The organism is Paenibacillus sp. F4, assembly GCF_002894905.1.
GTDB classification, from domain to species: domain Bacteria; phylum Bacillota; class Bacilli; order Paenibacillales; family Paenibacillaceae; genus Paenibacillus; species Paenibacillus polymyxa_B.
On sequence record NZ_POVS01000019.1, the window covers coordinates 216,234 to 235,257 of the forward strand.

Below are 19,024 nucleotides of genomic sequence, written 5' to 3' on the forward strand. Positions count from 1 at the left end.
AGTTATTAATTTCAGCGGGTTGCATCATTTGCACCATATGATTTCATATGTACCTATTCCTTCTGTCATTTTGTTCGGGACAGCAGGAATAAAAAATACGGAGCTCCTACCACAGCAACCACCACACCTGCGGGAATCGCATTCGGCTGAAACACCGAACGCCCAATCGTGTCTGCGGTGACCAGAATGACGACCCCGACCAAACAGGCTACTGGCAGCAAATGCTGGTACATCGGCCCAACCAGACGGCGAGCCAGATGAGGCGCAATCAGCCCAATAAAACCGATGCCTCCAGCCATGGATACGCTGGCACTGGATAGAGCCACGGCTGCGCCCAGCAGTAATAGGCGCTGGCGCTTCACATTTGTGCCAATTCCAGCTGCGGTCTCGTCGCCCAACGACAGATTGTTCAGACTGCGCGTCTGCGACAGAACGTAGGGTAATACAATGACTATCCAAGGCAGCAAAGCCGCTGCGTGTATCCAGTCCCGGCCCCAAACGCTGCCAGCCAACCAACGTGCAGTAAATGCGTACGTATCCTCATCCAGCCGCAACGACCAATACAGCGTTATGGCGCTAAGACCCGAGGCTACACCGATGCCAGACAAAATCAGACGCACCGGCACGATTCCTCTGCTGCGGTTATAGGACAACAAAACAATCAGCACCGCCGCAATGACACCTCCTGCAAAGGTAAACAAGGGGATCAGAACGGCGGCCGATCCGTCCAGGTCGCGAAAAAAGCTAACGAACATTACCAGCCCCAACGCAGCCCCCGCATGAAGACCGAGCACTCCCGGATCAGCAAGTGCGTTCCGTGACAAGCCTTGCATGACCGCCCCGGCTGCACCTAGTCCCGCTCCAGCTAGCACCGTTACAGCAATACGTGGCAGACGATACTCGAACAGAACGATATGATCACGTCCGCTGCCACCGCCAAACAACGTATCCAGCACGCGTAGCGGTGGAATACGAATCGTTCCGGTATTCAAACCCAAAACAAGGACAGCAAAGCTGATCCCCGCCAATACCAAACAAACGAGCCAAGCCTTTTTCGTTCTTGTGTCCCCAATCCCTAAAGAGCGACTCACTATAAATCCCTCCTTTCCTTACGGGCGAGAAAGAGGAAAAAGGGTACTCCAATAAAAGACACCATAATTCCAATAGCTAGCTCCTCCGGCGGATTTGCCATTCTCGCTCCCAAATCTGCCAGCACCAGCAGCACGGCTCCCAATAATGCAGACAGCGGCACAATCTGGCGATAATCCACACCGATTAGCTTGCGGGCGATATGTGGGATAACCAAACCTACAAAGCCGATGGCTCCGGCAGCCGATACAGAGAGTCCGGCCAGTACCACTACAGTCAGCAGACACAAAAGCCGGATACGCCTGAGATTCAACCCAAGGTTTAACGCCACCTCGTCGCCCATCGAAATCAGCGAAATAGAACGTGCCAGCCCCATAGACCAGGCGATCACCATAAGTAAAATCGGTGCAAGAATCTCAAGCTGCGACCATTTAATCCCGGCTACACCACCCGCATACCAGAAGGCTAAATCCTGACTTAGATCAAAATAAATCGCAATCCCCGAAGTCATGGAACCTAACAAGGCAGCCGTCACAGCTCCAGACACCGTCAATCTCATAGGTGTCAATCCTCCCGGTGCAGATGCTCCCAGACCAAATACTAGTAAGGTACTCATCAGCGCCCCCAGGAACGACAATACAATTAACGTCCCATAAGGTAGATTGGGGAAAAAGGCAAAACTCACAGCAACTACAAACATCGCTCCTGCGTTAATGCCCAGCACACCTGTATCTCCCAGCGGGTTGCGTGTAATACCCTGAATCAGAGAGCCTGCCACCGCCAGCGCAGCTCCAATAACAGCTGCACCCAGTACACGCGGTAATCTCAGCTCGTGAATGATCTGATGTGTCATCAGCGAACGATCATAATGAAATACTGCCGACCACACGGTCTTTACGGTCAGGTCCTTGGCTCCGAGAGAAATGGCGGCGAATATGGCCAAAGCCAACAATACAGCCGAAGCTGTGAACAACAACGCCTGCCGAATCCTACCCGCTCGAAGCACTGGGCGTGCTGTTATGACTACTTCAGGAACTGCCCTCTCTGTCAGAGCTGTATGTTTGTCCATGCTGTCTTTAGACTGCATTTGGTGAGGTCACTCCCTCCGTACCTGAAAATCATCACGTCTCTCATACGATAATGATAATTATTATCAACTTGATACATAATAGCATGTTTCTATGACATTGCAAGCCAAAAACTGTTCCCCTTAGGAGGAACAGTTTTTGAATATATCTATATGATTTTACTACACAGGTGACTCCAAACGGTCCTCTCTTTAGTACGTAGGCCAGCCTGCCGAATCCCATTTCAAATCACTAATCAGAAGCTTTGGATTTCCACCATCAGTGGCATCATAGGCATGACGTGCAATCACACTGTTGTTATAGACAGATTGTCCACCCGGTCCCTTCCAACGGTCATTCCCCGCATCCAGTACCGTTCCACCGCCATCCATCAAGCTTTTGCCGCTCTTATCCACATACGGTCCGGTAATACTAGTAGAGCGACCGTAAATAATCTTATAATTACTGTCTACGCCTTTGCAGCAGTTATCAATGGAAGCAAACAGATAATAATAGCCGTCACGGTATGTAAGATGTGGCGCTTCCAAACCACCAGCCGTACGCTTGGCGATAGAATAGATCTGGCCCGTAGGCTTCATCGTATTTTTATCCAGTCGAGTCACTTTCAAGCCTGAATTCCATGAACCAAAGGAAAGCCACGGGTTACCGGAAGCGTCAATGACGAGATTCGGGTCAATGGCATTGTAATCGTTAGCATCCGTCGTACGCAGCACTAGTCCATCATCTCTCCAGCTCCCCGCGCCAATACTCGTTGCGGAGGCTAGTCCGATAGCCGAGGTCCGGGCACCAAAAGTAGAAATGGAATAGTACAGCCATACCCGTCCATTATACTTTTGAGCATCCGGTGCCCATACATCTTTAGGCTTTTGCTTAGGTACATACGATTTCCACCATGATGGCGGCGACAGGAATATTTGCGGCAATCTGTAAAAATTACGTCCGTCGTCCGATCTTTGAACCTGTATCCCCTGCCCTGTGGAAAAAATATACCATGCGTTGCCTTCCTTCGTAATGGACGGATCATGCACTGCCACATCGCCAGTTAACGCCCAGTGCTCTGCGGATGCAGATGGCATCACTGACAGCATTAAAGCAGCCGAGGTTACGGCAGCAAATGCCGTTCTGATCAATTTACTCTGTACTGATTTTTTCCATGCTTTCAACATTCCTTCGCACCTCCGAATGAGTATCTTATAATGAAATTCAGGTGTCACACCTATTACATTAGTGTTTATACTTATGAAGTTACCCATATGTTAACCTATTACATTCAGTTTTGTAAACGCTTTATTTCAAATAAAAAGAAATTCATAAACTACGCATACCGCTATACATATGAGGATTTTGCAAATTTTGATACAAAAAAGGAGCCTGTAGGCTCCTCTTCAAATTAGCATATTAAATAGATTTTCGTTTTTGTTCAGTTCCGTATATTTAAGCCCCTTGCGGTTCATTCGTTCAATTAAAGGAAGATAGTCTTCCTTATGAAACAGCTCAATACCGACCAGAGCTGGTCCATTTTCCTTATCATTCTTTTTCGTATATTCAAACCTAGTAATATCGTCGTCCGGTCCAAGCACATCCTGTAGAAACTCACGCAGCGCCCCAGCTCTTTGCGGGAAATTCACCATAAAATAATGCTTCAGTCCTTCGTAAATTAGGGACCGTTCCTTAATCTCCTGCATTCGATCTATATCATTGTTACCACCGCTGACAATACAGACAACCGTTTTGCCTTGAATCTGCTCGCGATACAGATCAAGTGCTGCCACAGGCAGTGAACCCGCAGGCTCCACAACAATCGCATTTTCATTATACAACTCCAGAATCGCGGTACATGCTTTGCCTTCCGGTACCTTCACAATATCGTCCAAGGTATGTTTACAAATATCGTATGTCAGCTGACCCACACGCTTCACTGCAGCTCCGTCAACAAACTTGTCTATTTGATCCAGTGTAACGACCTTGTGCAAACGCATCGCTTCCGTCATCGACGCTGCGCCAAGGGGTTCCACACCAATTACCTTGGTGGATGGACTCACGGTTTTAACATACGTACCTACGCCTGCCGCCAAACCGCCGCCGCCAATTGTCACGAACACATAGTCCATAGGTGTATCTAGGCTCTCCATTACTTCCATCGCAATCGTACCATTGCCTGCAATAATTTTCGGCTGATCGAACGGATGGATGAAGGTCATTGCCTGCTCGCTGCACACCTTCATGGCCTCATCATAAGCATCGTCAAACGTATCTCCGGTCAAAATGACCTCTACACTGTTTCCACCAAAGCGACGAACCTGCTTCACCTTCTGATTGGGCGTTGTACTCGGCATAAATATTTTACCGTGGATACCAAGTGCATTACATGAAAAAGCCACACCTTGCGCATGATTCCCTGCACTCGCACACACGATGCCTTTTTCCATTTGCTCAGGGGTCAAGCTACGGATCATGTTGTAAGCTCCACGGATTTTAAAGGACCGCACGACTTGGAGATCCTCTCTTTTCAGATACACATTACAGTTATATTTGGCCGATAGGACAGCATCCCTCTGTAAAGGTGTACGTACAATCACCTCACGCAGCATATGATGCGCCCGTACAATATCCTCCATGCCAACGGTTGACGCCATGGCCGGGTCGGTTTTCTGGGTTTTTGTTGGTTCCATAGGTTCTCCACGCTCCGCCTGAATATTTCTGTATTGAGCAATTTGCATAAATCCCAAAAGCGATTTCAAATTAGCAATATATAGATCGAAACAGTTTAGTTCGTCTATACATTGTACTTTTGAGCGTTAGGAATCGAATGATGCAAAGTGCTGTATTTGAAATCTTTCAAATATCATACCACGTTTACCCATAGCTTGTGCAGATGATAGTCATGAAAATGAGAATGAAAATCAATCGAACACTAAAAAAGGCAGACCGGGACAATGCCCGATCAGCCTTTTCTGACGTTGCACATTTCTTGTACTCCATTGCTCTATTAAATACCTTTGCGATTATCCTTTTACACCGCCTGCCGTCATCCCTTCAATAAAGTAACGCTGGAAGAACAGGAACACAACGAGAATCGGTAAAATAGCCAAAACGGATCCCGCGATCAGCACATCATAATTGTTGCCATATGGCGTCAGCAGACTGGACAATCCAATTGGCAGTGTCAGCATGTCGTTGGTACGCAGTACAATCATCGGCCAGAGGAAGTTATTCCAACTGTTCATCGCCTGCAAAATAGCCATTGCCGCAAACGCAGGCGCCATCAGAGGCATCATAATCCGTACGAAAATGCCATATTCTGAACAGCCATCAACCCGCGCAGCATCCATGAAGTCCTTGGGAACACCACTCAAATATTGACGGAAGAAAAAGATCGGGATCGGCGCGACGACGAATGGTAGAATTACACCCCATACTGTATTAATCAGCTTCATGCCGATCATTAGCTTGTAGAGCGGCAGCATGATGATTTCTACCGGGATCATCATCACGACCAGCACCAGTGTGAAAATCACATTTTTCAATCTAAAACGGTACATCTCCAGACCATAGCCCACCATCGCGGACAATATCAGACATAACACCGTAAACAAGACGGTAATGACAATACTGTTCCAGTACCATTGAAAATAATCCGTCGTCCCCTGAAAGATGAACGCATAGTTTTTCAGGGACATGATGTCCCACTCCAGCTTAAGATTCAATCCGTAGCGCAATAGCTCCGTCGATGGCTTGAACGAGGCAAGCGTCACGGCAAATAGCGGAAATAGGGCAAACCCGGCAAACAGAATGAACAGGACAACGAGCAATGCGGATAACGAGCCTTTTTGTTTCTGAGCCATCGCTTAATCCTCCTTCCGGAACATGCCGAAAAATTTGAGCTGGATCAGGTTCAGCACTAGTGTAAATACGAGCAAAACAATGCCCACTGCAGCTCCGAAGCCCATACTGTTCTGCTCCAGACCTTGGCGATAGAGATAGCCAACAATCGTTAAACCAATATCGTTCGGGGAGTTATTTCCGTTCCACAACATGTAGCTCTCCGTGAACATGGACAACCCCGCATAAATGCTAATCGTAAATACGTAGATCGTTACTGGTTTCAGCATAGGAATCGTAATCCGCCAAAATGAATCGAAACGACTGGCTCCATCAATCTGCGCAGCTTCATACAACTCGGGAGGAATGTTCTGGAGTCCCGACATGTAGTACAGCATATTTACGCCTAACCATCTCCACAAGGCCAGCACGATCAACGCTAAAAAGCCGGTGTTCGCGTTCATTAGCCATTTGTAAGGCTCCAGACCGAATACCCCCAACAGGGAGTTCATCAGCGAACCATCCAATTCACCGAACATGAGTCGGAAGATCGTTCCTGCTACCACCACCGAGGTTAGTGCAGGTATAAACATCACGGAGCGAAACAACCCTCTGCCCGGCATTTTAGGCGAATTCAGCAATACCGCCAGTACCAGTGGCAGAGGAATCAGCACGACCAGTGTAAGCAGCGTATACAGTACGCTGTTCAATATCGCTTTTCCAAACGTAGGATTGATTAAGTCCTTATAATTTTCCAGCCCAACATAAGTTGTTATCCCTGGCAGGACTTCCTGAAAGCTCATAATGACCGTCGAGATGACCGGATAGGCAAAAAATAGCGCAAAGGACAGTAAAAATGGAAGGACAAACACATACGGTGCCGTACGGCTGGAATGAATAAAGCGACTCCATCGGCTTCTGGTCGGACGCTGAGGTTGTGGCGGCTGACCTGTCGGTACATTAGCGTTCGTATGAACGGGCGTTGCCATGAATCTCACTCCCTTTCCTGTTGGGGTCTATCTCAGTTCATCTGCCAGCTCATGTAGCACCGTGGCTGGATCTTCGCCATTCTGTAGTGTCCGATAAAGTATTTTATTACGCACAGCACTGGCGATATCAGGCGTTTTCGGACCGATATGCACCGCATTGATTTCATCTTTGACTTCGATGAGCGTGTCAAAAATATTCGTTCCAAAATACTCCGTAAATTTATTTTTGGCTTTGGCTTCCGGCAATGTCCACACTTCACTACGGATGGGATCAAAACCAAGCTGCTTCCAGATCTCCACATTCCCTTGCTTGGATAGCTTGGCAAAGGCCAGAAAGCGCATCGCCAGATCCTGGTGCTCTGATTGGTTCGTGACTACCGTTCCGGTTCCGCCCATACCCGCAGAGCGATATCCGCCTTTTTCCCACGCCGGCATGGGTCTAATGATAATTTTACCTTTCAGGTCAGGCATGTAATCCGTAAAACGCCCCATGTACCACATCGGCATCCATACCGAGGCAGCCCCACCTTTGTTCATAAACCCGTAGTATTCCTCCATGTGATGACCGCCGCCCGGTGCGGGAATAGCGACTTTGTCTTTTATCATCTGTTGAAGAAACTCGAGTGTTTTAATATTGGTTGCGTTATCCAGCGTCAACTCGCCCTTGTCATCCAGAAAATCTGAATTTTGCTGGGAGATCATCGGCCAATAGCTCCATAGGTCATTCGTTTCTAAGGTCGCCATTGGCTTGCCTGTTTTCGCCAGTACTTGCTTGCCTGCAGCAGCATAGTCTGCCCAGGTGACGATGGAATCCGGGTTTACCCCCGCCTGATCCATAATCTCTTTATTGTAATACATCACTTCGGCCCCAACGTGGAAGTCAATGCCGTAATACTTACCGTCTTTGCCGTAAATCTGTACTCTGGAAGGCACAATGTTATTGATCTCGGGGTCAATCACCGGATTGAGCGGGACCAGCTGCGGTATGCCTTTGAGGAAATTACCGATCTTGTTCACCTCAATATCCGCGATATCCGGCGCTCCCACCCCCGATTGCAGCGCAATCGACAGCTTGCTGTGATGGTTATCATAAGGAAATGTATTCGCTTTCAAATTAATCAATTCATCAGGGTGCTGTTGGTTCCATTGGTCAGCCATTTGCAGAAAAAACTTCTCATGCAGTTCATTGAACGTCCATAATACAAGTTCAGTTCCCGGCCCATCCTTTTCATCGGTCTTGAAAGAACAGCCTTGCAGCAGTCCAGCCATCAAAACCACCGCCATAAGCATCAAAGCCATGCTTTTTCTTCGCAGCAGCATATCCTTCCCCCTTCGCATGATGAAATCCTAATTCGTAAATGATTGCGCTTTCTTTTATTATTTAACATCAATACAAATTAGTTTACAACAACATTATTTATAAAATATTTATTTTCAACGCAGATTAGCGTCTCCCTAGCATTATAGGGGGAAAATGAATTGTATGAGGCTATGATGATTTTTGCATAAAAAACGACCCAATTCCAATTAAAACTCGGAATTGGGTCGCGCTATTTAACTATTCTTGCGAATGTGCTGCTTCGTCCTTCACTTCTTCCCGAAATGATCTAATACTTTCTTTACGACGATTATTTTTTTCTTCGATCTGCTTACGCTCCTCGTTGCTGATTTCAGAGGAAAATTCGTTCAGATATCCTTCAGCTTCATGCAGGTTCTGCTGTGTGTTCTGAATACTTTGTTGCAAATGCTCTACATTATCTGCTCGATTATCCGGTTTTGCCATTCCTTTGTCGCCTCCTAATCATGGGGTCGCTCAGTAGAGCGCTAATCCGTAGCTTGATCGCTATCGGATCATTTTATGCATTCCTGAGCCAAATTAATAAAATGGAGTAATTTAGATTACATTATTCAGTTATATTAAAGTTAGAAGAAATGAGAAAAGGAGCCCCGTTTATGGAAACGAATAAGCAAGAGCCGCTAAGGGGACAATTAGCCACTCTTCTTCAAGTGCTGGGGGTGTCCGCAAAATTAGGACTCACTTCCTTTGGAGGACCGATTGCACATATAGGATACTTCCATGATGAATACATACGTCGCCGAAAGTGGATGGATGAAGCAAGTTACGCCGATCTTGTAGCCCTCTGCCAGTTTCTCCCTGGTCCCTCCAGCAGTCAGGTTGGCATTGGAATTGGAGTTGTAAGAGCAGGATTACTTGGAGGACTTGCTGCCTGGATTGGTTTCACACTGCCGTCGTTTCTTGTGTTAGTTGCGTTTGCTTTCTTGCTTCAAGGATACGATATAGCGAGTGCGGGGTGGATTCACGGATTAAAGATCGTAGCTGTTGCGATTGTGGCCCATGCTATTCTAGGTATGGGACAGAAGCTGACGCCTGATCGGGATAGGGCGACAATTGCCGTGATTTCCGCCGTGATTACGTTGTCCTGGCATACAGCTTACAGTCAAATTCTAATCATTGTTGCTGCTGGTGTTATCGGGTTATGGCTTTTTCGAAAGCAAGAGGCGGAGATTACGTCCAATCTTCAAATTGCGATTAGCCGAACTTTTGCGGTCTGCTCCTTGATTGTATTTGTTGCAATGCTTGTGGCACTTCCGCTTCTTAGATCCTCAGAGGAAGTGGGATGGTTAACGCTGTTCGATAGCTTTTTTCGTTCAGGCTCTTTGGTATTTGGTGGGGGACACGTGGTATTGCCGCTTTTGGAGAGGGAAGTTGTTCCAACTGGATGGGTTAGCCGAGAGAATTTCTTGGCAGGTTACGGAGCTACGCAAGCCGTTCCAGGGCCGTTATTCACCTTTGCAGGTTACCTTGGAGCTATGGCCTGGGGGTTACCAGGAGCGATGATTGCTACTCTCGCCATTTTTTTGCCAGCATTTCTTCTTGTTGTCGGTGTACTTCCGTTCTGGAATAAATTAAGAAACAGTCCGAAAATCCAAAGGGCTTTGGTAGGAGTGAATGCGGCTGTGGTTGGTATTTTGCTGGCTGCGCTGTATGATCCGCTTTGGACTACCGCCATCCTGAAGCCAATAGACTTTGCTCTGGCGGTCATTTTGTTTGTGATGCTGGTTTTTTGGAAGCTGCCGCCCTGGGTGGTAGTTCTTGTGGGGGCAACTGGAGGAATGCTGCTAGGATAAAAGCCGACAGCCTACAAGCAGTCGACTCTTTTGGGCGATGATTTTAACCAGGTCACTCGCCCTATCCTCAACATTTTAACTTATCCGGTATTTAAATCTGCTCTCCACTCAGGTTAAAATGCTCTCCAAACCATTTCCCTGCGGCTTCGGCTTCTGTACGGGTTAATTGATGACCATTGCGTTCCCAATATGCTTTCACCTGAGCTCCGGCTCCTTCCAGTAAAGCGTGCAGCTCACGGGATTCCCCAACTGGAACAATTGGATCATTTTCACCGGAAGACAAAAATACAGGGATACCATTCAAAGCTGGCAAATCCAGCCCACGCAACGGCACCATTGCATGGTGTAAAATAGCTCCACGTAACGCTTTTGCATCGTGAAAGAGCATGCTGGCGGCTATGTTTGCACCATTGGAATAGCCAAGAGCCACCACGTTATTACGATCAAAATCGTATTGCTCTGCAGCTGTGTCCACAAATTCGCTCAGTTCTTTGGTGCGAAATACGAGATCCTCAATGTCGAACACTCCTTCTGCCAAACGGCGAAAGAAACGCGGCATCCCATTTTCCAGCACATTTCCTCTCACGCCTAACACAGAAGCTCCCGGTGCTACCATCTCAGCCAAAGGGATCAGGTCTTGTTCGTTCCCGCCTGTACCATGCAACAGCAAAATAACCGGGGCTTGCGGATGAGTTCCTTTACGAAATACGTGTTTCATTTATATTTCCTCCTCAATTTTCTTTAAATTAAGATTCTTATTTTTATTATAAATTAATTATAGCCAACTTCGCTGCCTTTTACAAACCTAATGAGTCTGATTTAAATCTTTTTCTAAAATGATGCCTTGTTCCATTGACATTTAGTATAGCTCTATTTTATTATGGTGTTAGATATTTAGAATATTATCTAAATATCTAAAGGAGGAAATGTATTTTGAACGATGCCTTTAAAGCTTTGGCTGATCCGACCCGGCGTACAATCTTACAGCTTTTAAAGGAGAAAAGTATGAGCGCAGGCGAAGTGGCTGAACATTTTCAAATTAGTAAGCCCAGCATCTCCCACCATCTCAATATCCTGAAGCAGGCTGGGCTGGTGCTGGATGAACGACAGGGGCAAAACATTATCTACACCCTGCATACAACGGTTGTGGCGGATGTCATCGGTTGGATGTTCAGTATCGCCCACTCTGATACCCCTGCCAAGAAAAATGTAAATCATATTAAGGATGCGGAGGAATCTGAATGAAATTGCGAACACCTTGGAGCTTGACGGATGTTTTGGTAACTTTGATTGCCTTATCACCCGCCATAGGCGCTATACTGCTGTACGACCGACTTCCCAATGTTCTAGCCTCGCATATTAACTTTAACAATACAGCAGACGGGTATACGAGCAAAAGTGGTTCCATTATCATGCTCGTGTTGTTGGGCCTAGTCCCGCTGGTCATTCGATTGGCACGCCACATGGACCCCAACAGAGCTAATTATGAGAAATTTTCAAAAGCCTATGAAGTTACGCGTGCAGGTGTTTCTGTAGTTCTCGCTGTAGCTGGATGGGGAATGCTGCTGTATAACCTGAATATACGACTGCAAATGAATGCTATAATTTTAGGGTTAATAGGCCTGATGCTGATGGTGCTGGGGAATTATATGACTCAGGTACAGCCGAACTATACGTTCGGTATCCGCACGCCGTGGACTCTGTCTAATCCCGAGGTATGGCGTAAAACGCACCGTTTCGGGGGGCCTATGATGATGCTTGGCGGTGCTTCAGCGTTGGTGGCGGCATGGATCGGTGGAATGGCGGGAGTAGTCATTTTCCTAACCGTACTGATCATATCCGTTATCTCTCCTGTACTCTATTCTTACTTGTTGTATCGTAAGCTAAACCAGTAAGCAGACAAAGCCAAACGTGAACATAAAAAAGGAACCTCCCAATCCACGATAAACGTAGAATAGGAGGTTCTTTATACATTTGAATATTTATTTAAAACAGCAGCTTATCGGGATGCGTGCCTACACGCTCATCAAGATGAAGACCATTGATTCGTTCAATATCCTCAGCCGTCAATTCAAAGTCGAATAAATCAGCATTTTCGCGAATACGATGCGGGGTTACAGATTTGGGAATCGTCACAATCCCCCGATCCAGATGCCAACGCAAAATAACCTGCGAAGAGGTTTTACCGTATTTGGCAGCAATCTCAACGATGTCCGCTTGCTCGGTTAATTTCCCCTTCATCAGTGGACTCCAAGATTCAAGCTGAATCTGGTGCTCCCGGCAGTATTGATGCAGTTCTTGTTGAGTCAGACGAGGGTGAAGCTCCACTTGGTTGATGACAGGAACCATGTTGCTGTCTTTGAGGAGGTCTTCGAGATGGTGAACTTGGAAGTTACTAACTCCGATAGCGCGTACGCTTCCTTCTTCATACAGTCGTTCGAATGCCTTCCAGGTTTCCTTGTACTTATCCTTGCCAGGCCAATGAATGAGATACAGATCAATGATATCCAGACCCAGCCGCTTACGGCTTTCCTCAAAGGCACGCAGTGTTGAATCGTAGCCCTGATCCTGATTCCATAGCTTGGTAGTTACAAACAGATTTTCTCTGGCTGCCCCACTATCATGAATGGCTTGTCCAACCAGTTCCTCGTTGCCGTAGATCGCCGCTGTATCAATGTGACGGTAACCGACCTCAATAGCTGTTTTGACCGCTTCGTAGACCTCATTGCCTTCCGCCTTGTAAGTACCGAAACCAAGCCAAGGCATCTGAACTCCGTTATTCAGTACAGTTGTATCCGCAATGTTCCCCATGTCTATTCCTCCTGTTCCTGATTATGAATTATCCAACGGGATGATTACAGTTTAGTTGCATCCTGAAAAGCATTCACTTGAAGCGGAGCAGCCAACAATTCTTTAGCCGCGGCAACAAATGCCTGGAAATGGGCAGAATTATTATGGAAATCTACAGCAGCAGCATCTTTCCACTCTTCAACCATCGTAAATGCGTTGGGATCATTCAGATCCTGCATTAACGTGTAGCGTACATTGCCTTCTTCAGCTTGGGATGCGCTGATCAGCCCTTGGGTTTGTTGCAGAAAAGTCTCTCTTTTTTCAGGTAAAACTTTCATATCGGCATGAATAATAATCATATTATGTTCCTCCTCGTATTATGTAACTATTTCTATTATAGACCATTCTTTCGAAAGAATAAAAGTGCGGGCGTTTCTGTAATACAGTAAAATAGATCGTATGGGGGAGAAGATCAACTGATCCGTTCCTCCTATATTTTGTTTAACGGCGGTGAAGGCATGTGCGTTTTCAGACAAAGCTAATGGTATTTATATCTCTTTTAGTACTGGTAGTTACCGGGTTGTTGGGATTATCCTTTCGATATATGATCACCTCCGCTCTATATGATGAAATCGGAGAAAGGGCGCTCACCGTCGCCAATACCCTCGCCGTAGATGCGCAGGTCAGAGACGCTCTGGAGCAGACTGAGACGACGCAATTGCGTTCGCGTATCAACGAGGTCATAAAGCCTGTCCAAGCCAGCAGCGGCGCTGATTTTATTACTATTGCTGATCGTCATCTCATCCGGCAGTGGCATGTAAACCCGGAGCGCATCGGCACGCCTATGATAGACCCCATGAATGATAAGGTACTGCAAGGGCAGTCCTTTATCACTGAATCGACGGGCTCTCTTGGACCGTCACTACGCGCCAAAACTGCCGTTTATGATCAGGAGGGTAAGGCCATCGGGCTCGTCTCTGTAGGTTTTTTAATGACAGATGTGCAGCAAAATATTCGTACATACACATATGCATGGCTCTGGTTTATGGTGGGCGCGCTGTTGATCGGCATATTGGGAAGCCTGGTTATAGCGCAACGGGTACGCCGCGCACTGCATGGACTGGAGCCAGTGGAGATCGGACGGTTGTACCAGGAAAAGCAAGCCATTATTGAGTCCATCGGCGAAGGGATTATCGCGGTGAATAGTAACGGACAAATCACACTTGCCAATCCACAGGCGGCTCGTTTGATCGGACTCCCCCCGGAAACCTCTATCTATGGATGCGACCTTCGTCACTTGACTGGTGTTCCGGATGTACTGGTTGATATGCTTGTTGCCGATTACACAGTAGAACATTCAACGATGGGGCCAGATCAGGGACAGTACATATGGAATGAGGAAATTGAGGTCCAGCAGCGAATTGTAGTCGTCAGCCGTGTGCCGATCCAGGATCGTTCCGGTCGCATCATGGGCACGGTTGCCAGTCTGCGTGACAAGACCGAACTGCTCCACATGACACAACAGTTAACAGAGGTCAAAGATTACGCGGAAGTACTGCGATCACAAACACACGAATACGCCAATCGGCTGTATCTCATATCCGGCCTGATTCAGTTGGAGTGTTATGACGAAGCGGTGGACTTTATCACCCAGGAATCAGAGGAATATCGTGTACACAGGCCGATTGCCACAACTCTCCTGCCCGATTCAATCATCGCCAGCCTACTGATCGGTAAGAAGAAACAGGCGCTGGAAAAAGGGGTTTTACTCCATTCTGATATTAAAGGAGTATTCTCAACCCAGTCTCCTACGTTGGAGTGGTCCTTTCTCGCTTCCATAGCCGGAAACCTGCTGGACAATGCCATGGAAGCTGTTGCGATGTCCTCCATCTCTGACGGACAGGTCTGGTTCCGGCTTGAAGAAACGACTGAAGCCATCATCGTCGAAGTTGCGGATAACGGATCGGGAATTTCGGACGATATCCAAGAAAAGTTGTTTGTCAGAGGAGCTTCGACCAAAGCAGAAGCAGGACATGGATATGGCCTTGCTCTCGTGCTAGAGTACACTGAACGAATGGGCGGCTCTATAGAAGTGCACGAACGTTCTGGTGGAGGAAGTATTTTTGAGGTATACATTCCTTTGCATAGAACAGATACGAGTAATGATGCAAAAGGAGGTTATGCCCATGAATGAGCGGGTTTTATCGGACATTGAGGTTCTTATTATTGAAGACGATCCGCGAATTGCGGAGATTAACCGCCGATTTATTGAAAAGGTGGACGGGTTCACCGTATGTGCAATCGCGACGAACGAATTTGAGGCAAAACTTCAACTGGACGTGCTCCGTCCTCCTCTAGTCGTGCTGGATGTTTATTTTCCTGATACGGATGGTCTAACCCTGCTATCGTTCATCAAGCAACACTATCCGGGTACAGATGTTATTATGCTGACTGCCGCCAAAGAAGCTGAAACAGTGGTACAAGCCGTTCGAGCAGGCGTGTTTGATTTTATCGTAAAACCGCTTATATTCGAGAGATTGCGTGCGACCTTGGAGGAATATGCCCGGTTTCGGCGACAAATCACAACATGGCAAGAGGAACAATCCACAGTGGAGCAATCTGAAATTGACAGTTTGCTTCAAAGCGCGGGCACCGGTCGGATGGCGGGGAGCGGAGTCGGAGAACTATGGGCCAAAGGCATCGATAAAGTAACTTGCGACAAAGTGCTAGATCTCCTGAATCGACGGGGTGAGGTGACTACAGGTACAGTGGGAATTGAGCTGGGTATGAGCCGTTCTACAGCTAGAAGGTATCTGGAGTATTTAGTGGAAAGTGGAGACGCGCACCACGATCAGGTGTACGGAACCGTCGGCAGACCGGAGCGTATCTATCGCCGACAGCGGAGGGATGTATAACCCACCCAACTCTGATGTCCTGGTACTTCCCCCTCCTCCTATTCATAATTTTATTGAATTTAATTCACTTAATCGATCAAAACGGTTTAAATGACCACATTATTTACGTCCTCCTTCCCGATTGCTAGAATGATCAACAGTTAGTTGATTGATAATGATTATCAGTTTCTCTGATAATCATACTGGAACGGGGGATAACATATGGCAACACCGAAACAACCACTGCGCACAGGCATGCTGCTTGCAGCGATCCTGGCACTACTGACAGTCATTATGACGGGATGTGGAAGCCAGTCACAAGATAACAACGCAGAAGCACCTCAAGCAACAGGTGACACTCGAATGATTAAACATGAGATGGGAGAAACCAAAGTTACAGGTACACCCAAAAGAATCGTAACCCTGGAATTTTCTTTTGTCGATGCCACAACCCAACTGGGCGTAACTCCTGTCGGTATAGCTCAGGAAAATGACGATGATATTGATGGGCTGCTCGGCAAGAAAATCGACTTCACACCGGTAGGCACACGCAAACAGCCAAACCTGGAAACGATCAGCTCCTTGAAGCCGGATTTGATTATTGCCGATTTGAATCGTCATAAAAGCATATACAAAGAACTAAGTGAGATTGCTCCGACCATTGTTCTAAAGAGCCGCAATTCCTCCTATGAACAAAACTTGGCATCCTTCGGTGTCATCGCTGATGCGTTGGGTGAGAAGGAAAAAGGCGAGCAAATTCTCGCTACGCATAAAGCTACAATGGAAAAGTTGAAAGAAGGCATCAAAGCTGGTGAGCCACGCAGCGTATTGCTAGGGGTATTCCGTTCTGATTCACTATCGGCTCACGGCGCTTCATCCTTTGATGGACAATTGCTGGAGCAAGCAGGTATCCACAATGCCCTTCAAAATACAAGCGAGCCTACCGTCAAGCTGACGCTGGAACAAATTTCACAAGCGGATCCTGATGTGATCTTTTTGGTGGAAGCCGATGAGAAGCTGATTGCGGAATGGAAGCAAAACCCGCTTTGGCAAAACATTACGGCCGTCAAAAAAGGGGAAGTTTACGAAGTGAACCGGGCACTGTGGACCCGGTACCGTGGACTCGGCTCAGCCGAAAAAATACTGGAGCAAGCCATTTCGCTCCTGTATCCCGCGCAAAGTAAAGGAGACGGCTCCCGTTGATCGGACAAGCCTCACGCGACCGGCTGAATAAGCCGGTCTTCTTTGCACTTATCGCTGCGTTGCTGGCTGGATTTCTGCTCAGCGTGGCGATTGGCCCAGTCAGGATGGACATCCCCACCATGCTGACTGCGCTGTTCACCGAGCATCCGTCTAAGGATCAGCTCATTGTCTTGACGGTACGCCTACCGCGTGCCGTTATTGGCCTAATCATCGGGGCCGGGCTTGCCGTGGCTGGAGCCCTGATGCAGGCCATCACACGCAACCCGCTGGCTTCGCCGCAGGTATTCGGGGTCAGCTCAGGCGCTTCGCTTGCTGTCGTGCTGTCCGTCGTGCTGCTGCCGAATATCGGATCATCCGGCAGCATTTATTTTGCTTTTGCCGGGGCCATCGCAGGCGGCTCCTTCGTATACGCGCTGGCCGGAACGGCGGGCATGACGCCGGTCAAGCTGGCCCTTGCCGGGATGGCCGTGCATCTGTTGCTGGCCTCCATCACCCAAGGACTGCTCGTGTTCAACGAGCAAATATCTGATGTGCTGTATTGGCTCGCCGGAGCCATCGACGGGTCCACTTGGGCCGACACGCGTCTGGTGCTGCCATGGTTCGCCGTGGGTATGATCCTTGCGCTGGCGCTGGCTCCCTCGCTATCTGTGCTGAGCCTCGGGACGGAGGTCGCACAGGGATTGGGACAAAACGTACGTCTTGTCCGTCTACTGGCCTCGACCTCAGTGATTATGCTGGCAGGCTCTGCCATAGCGGTAGCCGGGTCTATCGGCTTTGTGGGCCTGATGGTACCGAATATCATCAAGATGTTTACAGGCGACAATTACAAACGGGTCATTCCCCTGTCTGCAATCTGCGGAGCTCTGCTGCTGACATATGCAGACGTGCTTGGACGATTTATTGCATTTCCTTATGAATCACCCGTTGGTATTGTAACCGCGCTGGTGGGTGCGCCCTTCTTTTTATATCTGGCGCATAAGAACGGGAGGGCTTCACGATGAAAAAACTGTGGATTTTACTCGCGCTAATGCTGGGTGTTGCTTTTATAGCTATAGGCGTGGGCAGCACCTACATTACGCCCTCTGAGCTGATCAAGGCTCTGACTGACCGGAGTGCCTCTTCCTGGTTCATCGTTCACCATTATCGGCTGCCACGCGGTCTGCTGGCCATCATGGCCGGAGCTGGGCTGGCAGTAGCTGGTGTTCTGCTGCAAGGCATGATCCGCAACCCGCTAGCCTCGCCAGATGTGGTAGGTGTATCCAAGGGGGCCGGCTTTGCGGCGGTTCTCGTCATCGTGCTGCTGCCCTCATCCCCAGTGGCGCTGCTGCCTGTAGCCGCCTTTGTCGGTGCGGGACTAGCTGCACTGTTGCTCGTACAGCTTTCGATGAAGGGAGGCATGCGTCCCAATATGCTAGCCTTGACCGGCCTGGCGGTGGGCGCTATTTTTCAGGCTGCGACCGATTATATACTGGTCAAGTATCCACTCGAAGCCAGCGACACGCTCACTTGGCTAGCTGGAAGTCTGTGGGGCAAAGGCTGGGACGAAGTATATGGGCTACTGCCATGGTTAATCGTGTTGCTGCCTCTCGCCTATACACTACAGCGCAAGCTGGACATTATGAGCCTAGATGAGGAAAGTTCTGCTGGTCTGGGACTTAGCGTGAAGCGTGTGCGTACAGGATTGCTAGCTGTGTCAGTCGCCTTGGCTGCCTCCTGTGTCGCTGCCATCGGCTCCATCGGCTTTATCGGACTGCTGGCACCGCATCTAGCACGGCGGCTATTTGGCAATCGCCACCGCTATCTATTGCCCGGCTCGGCGATGATCGGCGCCCTGATTCTCGTCCTTGCTGACGCGCTGGGACGAGGTCTGAAGCCGCCGCTCGAAATTCCCGCTGGCATCGTGACAGCCGTCATTGGCGCGCCATATTTTCTGTATCTATTGCTACGGGAACGCAAACAAAAAGGCAGCGGATAGGATTAGGATAAGAAGTTGCGCAGC

19 protein-coding genes are annotated in these 19,024 nt (G+C 48.2%); 8 read left to right on the forward strand and 11 right to left on the reverse strand.

Annotated elements, in window-relative coordinates; genetic code table 11:
• Positions 1-65 precede the first annotated feature (65 nt).
• The 8 genes from C1T21_RS23020 to tlp form a co-directional block, all read right to left on the reverse strand.
• Positions 66-1,091: a FecCD family ABC transporter permease gene (locus C1T21_RS23020; protein ID WP_071559279.1), complete on the reverse strand. Its 1,026-nt coding sequence runs from the start codon at positions 1,089-1,091 to the stop codon at positions 66-68.
• Complete coding sequence (locus C1T21_RS23025) at positions 1,091-2,110, reverse strand: FecCD family ABC transporter permease (RefSeq protein ID WP_374703733.1); 1,020 nt, start codon at positions 2,108-2,110, stop codon at positions 1,091-1,093. The genes C1T21_RS23020 and C1T21_RS23025 overlap by 1 nt, the downstream gene beginning before the upstream one ends.
• A gap of 258 nt (positions 2,111-2,368) precedes the next feature.
• The gene (gene abnA / locus C1T21_RS23030; RefSeq protein ID WP_103049907.1) at positions 2,369-3,343 is read right to left on the reverse strand and encodes an arabinan endo-1,5-alpha-L-arabinosidase AbnA; all 975 of its coding nucleotides are present in this window, start codon (positions 3,341-3,343) and stop codon (positions 2,369-2,371) included.
• Between the two features lie 219 nt (positions 3,344-3,562).
• Positions 3,563-4,849: a threonine ammonia-lyase IlvA gene (gene ilvA, locus C1T21_RS23035; protein ID WP_103049908.1), complete on the reverse strand. Its 1,287-nt coding sequence runs from the start codon at positions 4,847-4,849 to the stop codon at positions 3,563-3,565.
• 333 nt (positions 4,850-5,182) lie between these two features.
• On the reverse strand, positions 5,183-6,022 hold the full coding sequence (locus tag C1T21_RS23040) for a carbohydrate ABC transporter permease (protein WP_029517136.1): 840 nt from the start codon (positions 6,020-6,022) through the stop codon (positions 5,183-5,185).
• Positions 6,023-6,025: 3 nt separating this feature from the next.
• The gene (locus C1T21_RS23045; protein ID WP_023987071.1) at positions 6,026-6,988 is read right to left on the reverse strand and encodes a carbohydrate ABC transporter permease; all 963 of its coding nucleotides are present in this window, start codon (positions 6,986-6,988) and stop codon (positions 6,026-6,028) included.
• Positions 6,989-7,015: 27 nt separating this feature from the next.
• Positions 7,016-8,308 carry an ABC transporter substrate-binding protein gene (locus tag C1T21_RS23050; protein ID WP_103049909.1) on the reverse strand — a complete coding sequence of 431 codons (1,293 nt, stop codon included), beginning with the start codon at positions 8,306-8,308 and terminating at the stop codon, positions 7,016-7,018.
• A 238-nt stretch (positions 8,309-8,546) separates the two neighbouring features.
• Positions 8,547-8,771: a small acid-soluble spore protein Tlp gene (gene tlp / locus C1T21_RS23055; protein WP_013308822.1), complete on the reverse strand. Its 225-nt coding sequence runs from the start codon at positions 8,769-8,771 to the stop codon at positions 8,547-8,549.
• 170 nt (positions 8,772-8,941) lie between these two features.
• Between tlp and C1T21_RS23060 the strand changes: the two genes are divergently transcribed.
• On the forward strand, positions 8,942-10,138 hold the full coding sequence (locus C1T21_RS23060) for a chromate transporter (protein WP_103049910.1): 1,197 nt from the start codon (positions 8,942-8,944) through the stop codon (positions 10,136-10,138).
• Between the two features lie 91 nt (positions 10,139-10,229).
• On the opposite strand, the gene C1T21_RS23065 is transcribed toward C1T21_RS23060, so the two are convergent.
• Positions 10,230-10,856 (reverse strand): alpha/beta hydrolase, encoded by a 627-nt coding sequence (locus C1T21_RS23065; protein ID WP_103049911.1) that lies wholly within the window; start codon positions 10,854-10,856, stop codon positions 10,230-10,232.
• Between the two features lie 215 nt (positions 10,857-11,071).
• Here C1T21_RS23065 and C1T21_RS23070 point away from each other — a divergent pair, with 215 nt between their 5' ends.
• Positions 11,072-11,383 carry an autorepressor SdpR family transcription factor gene (locus C1T21_RS23070; RefSeq protein WP_061830867.1) on the forward strand — a complete coding sequence of 104 codons (312 nt, stop codon included), beginning with the start codon at positions 11,072-11,074 and terminating at the stop codon, positions 11,381-11,383.
• A complete protein-coding gene (locus C1T21_RS23075) occupies positions 11,380-12,033 on the forward strand; it encodes an SdpI family protein (RefSeq protein ID WP_103049912.1) in 654 nt (217 codons plus the stop codon). The genes C1T21_RS23070 and C1T21_RS23075 overlap by 4 nt, the downstream gene beginning before the upstream one ends.
• Before the next feature lie 91 nt (positions 12,034-12,124).
• Here C1T21_RS23075 and C1T21_RS23080 read toward each other — a convergent pair whose 3' ends face one another.
• Positions 12,125-12,949: an aldo/keto reductase gene (locus C1T21_RS23080; RefSeq protein WP_103049913.1), complete on the reverse strand. Its 825-nt coding sequence runs from the start codon at positions 12,947-12,949 to the stop codon at positions 12,125-12,127.
• A gap of 44 nt (positions 12,950-12,993) precedes the next feature.
• On the reverse strand, positions 12,994-13,287 hold the full coding sequence (locus C1T21_RS23085) for a putative quinol monooxygenase (protein ID WP_013308817.1): 294 nt from the start codon (positions 13,285-13,287) through the stop codon (positions 12,994-12,996).
• A gap of 161 nt (positions 13,288-13,448) precedes the next feature.
• On the opposite strand from C1T21_RS23085, the gene C1T21_RS23090 reads away from it, so the two are divergent.
• From C1T21_RS23090 to C1T21_RS23110, 5 genes are all read left to right on the forward strand, one after another.
• The gene (locus tag C1T21_RS23090; RefSeq protein WP_103049914.1) at positions 13,449-15,122 is read left to right on the forward strand and encodes an ATP-binding protein; all 1,674 of its coding nucleotides are present in this window, start codon (positions 13,449-13,451) and stop codon (positions 15,120-15,122) included.
• A complete protein-coding gene (locus C1T21_RS23095) occupies positions 15,115-15,843 on the forward strand; it encodes a response regulator (RefSeq protein WP_103049915.1) in 729 nt (242 codons plus the stop codon). Before C1T21_RS23090 ends, C1T21_RS23095 begins: the two co-directional genes overlap by 8 nt.
• A 201-nt stretch (positions 15,844-16,044) precedes the next feature.
• Entirely contained in the window at positions 16,045-17,025 is a 981-nt protein-coding gene (locus tag C1T21_RS23100) for an ABC transporter substrate-binding protein (RefSeq protein WP_103049916.1), read from the forward strand.
• A complete protein-coding gene (locus tag C1T21_RS23105) occupies positions 17,022-18,026 on the forward strand; it encodes a FecCD family ABC transporter permease (RefSeq protein ID WP_103049917.1) in 1,005 nt (334 codons plus the stop codon). Before C1T21_RS23100 ends, C1T21_RS23105 begins: the two co-directional genes overlap by 4 nt.
• A complete protein-coding gene (locus C1T21_RS23110; RefSeq protein ID WP_103049918.1) occupies positions 18,023-19,000 on the forward strand; it encodes a FecCD family ABC transporter permease in 978 nt (325 codons plus the stop codon). Before C1T21_RS23105 ends, C1T21_RS23110 begins: the two co-directional genes overlap by 4 nt.
• Positions 19,001-19,024: the final 24 nt, after the last annotated feature.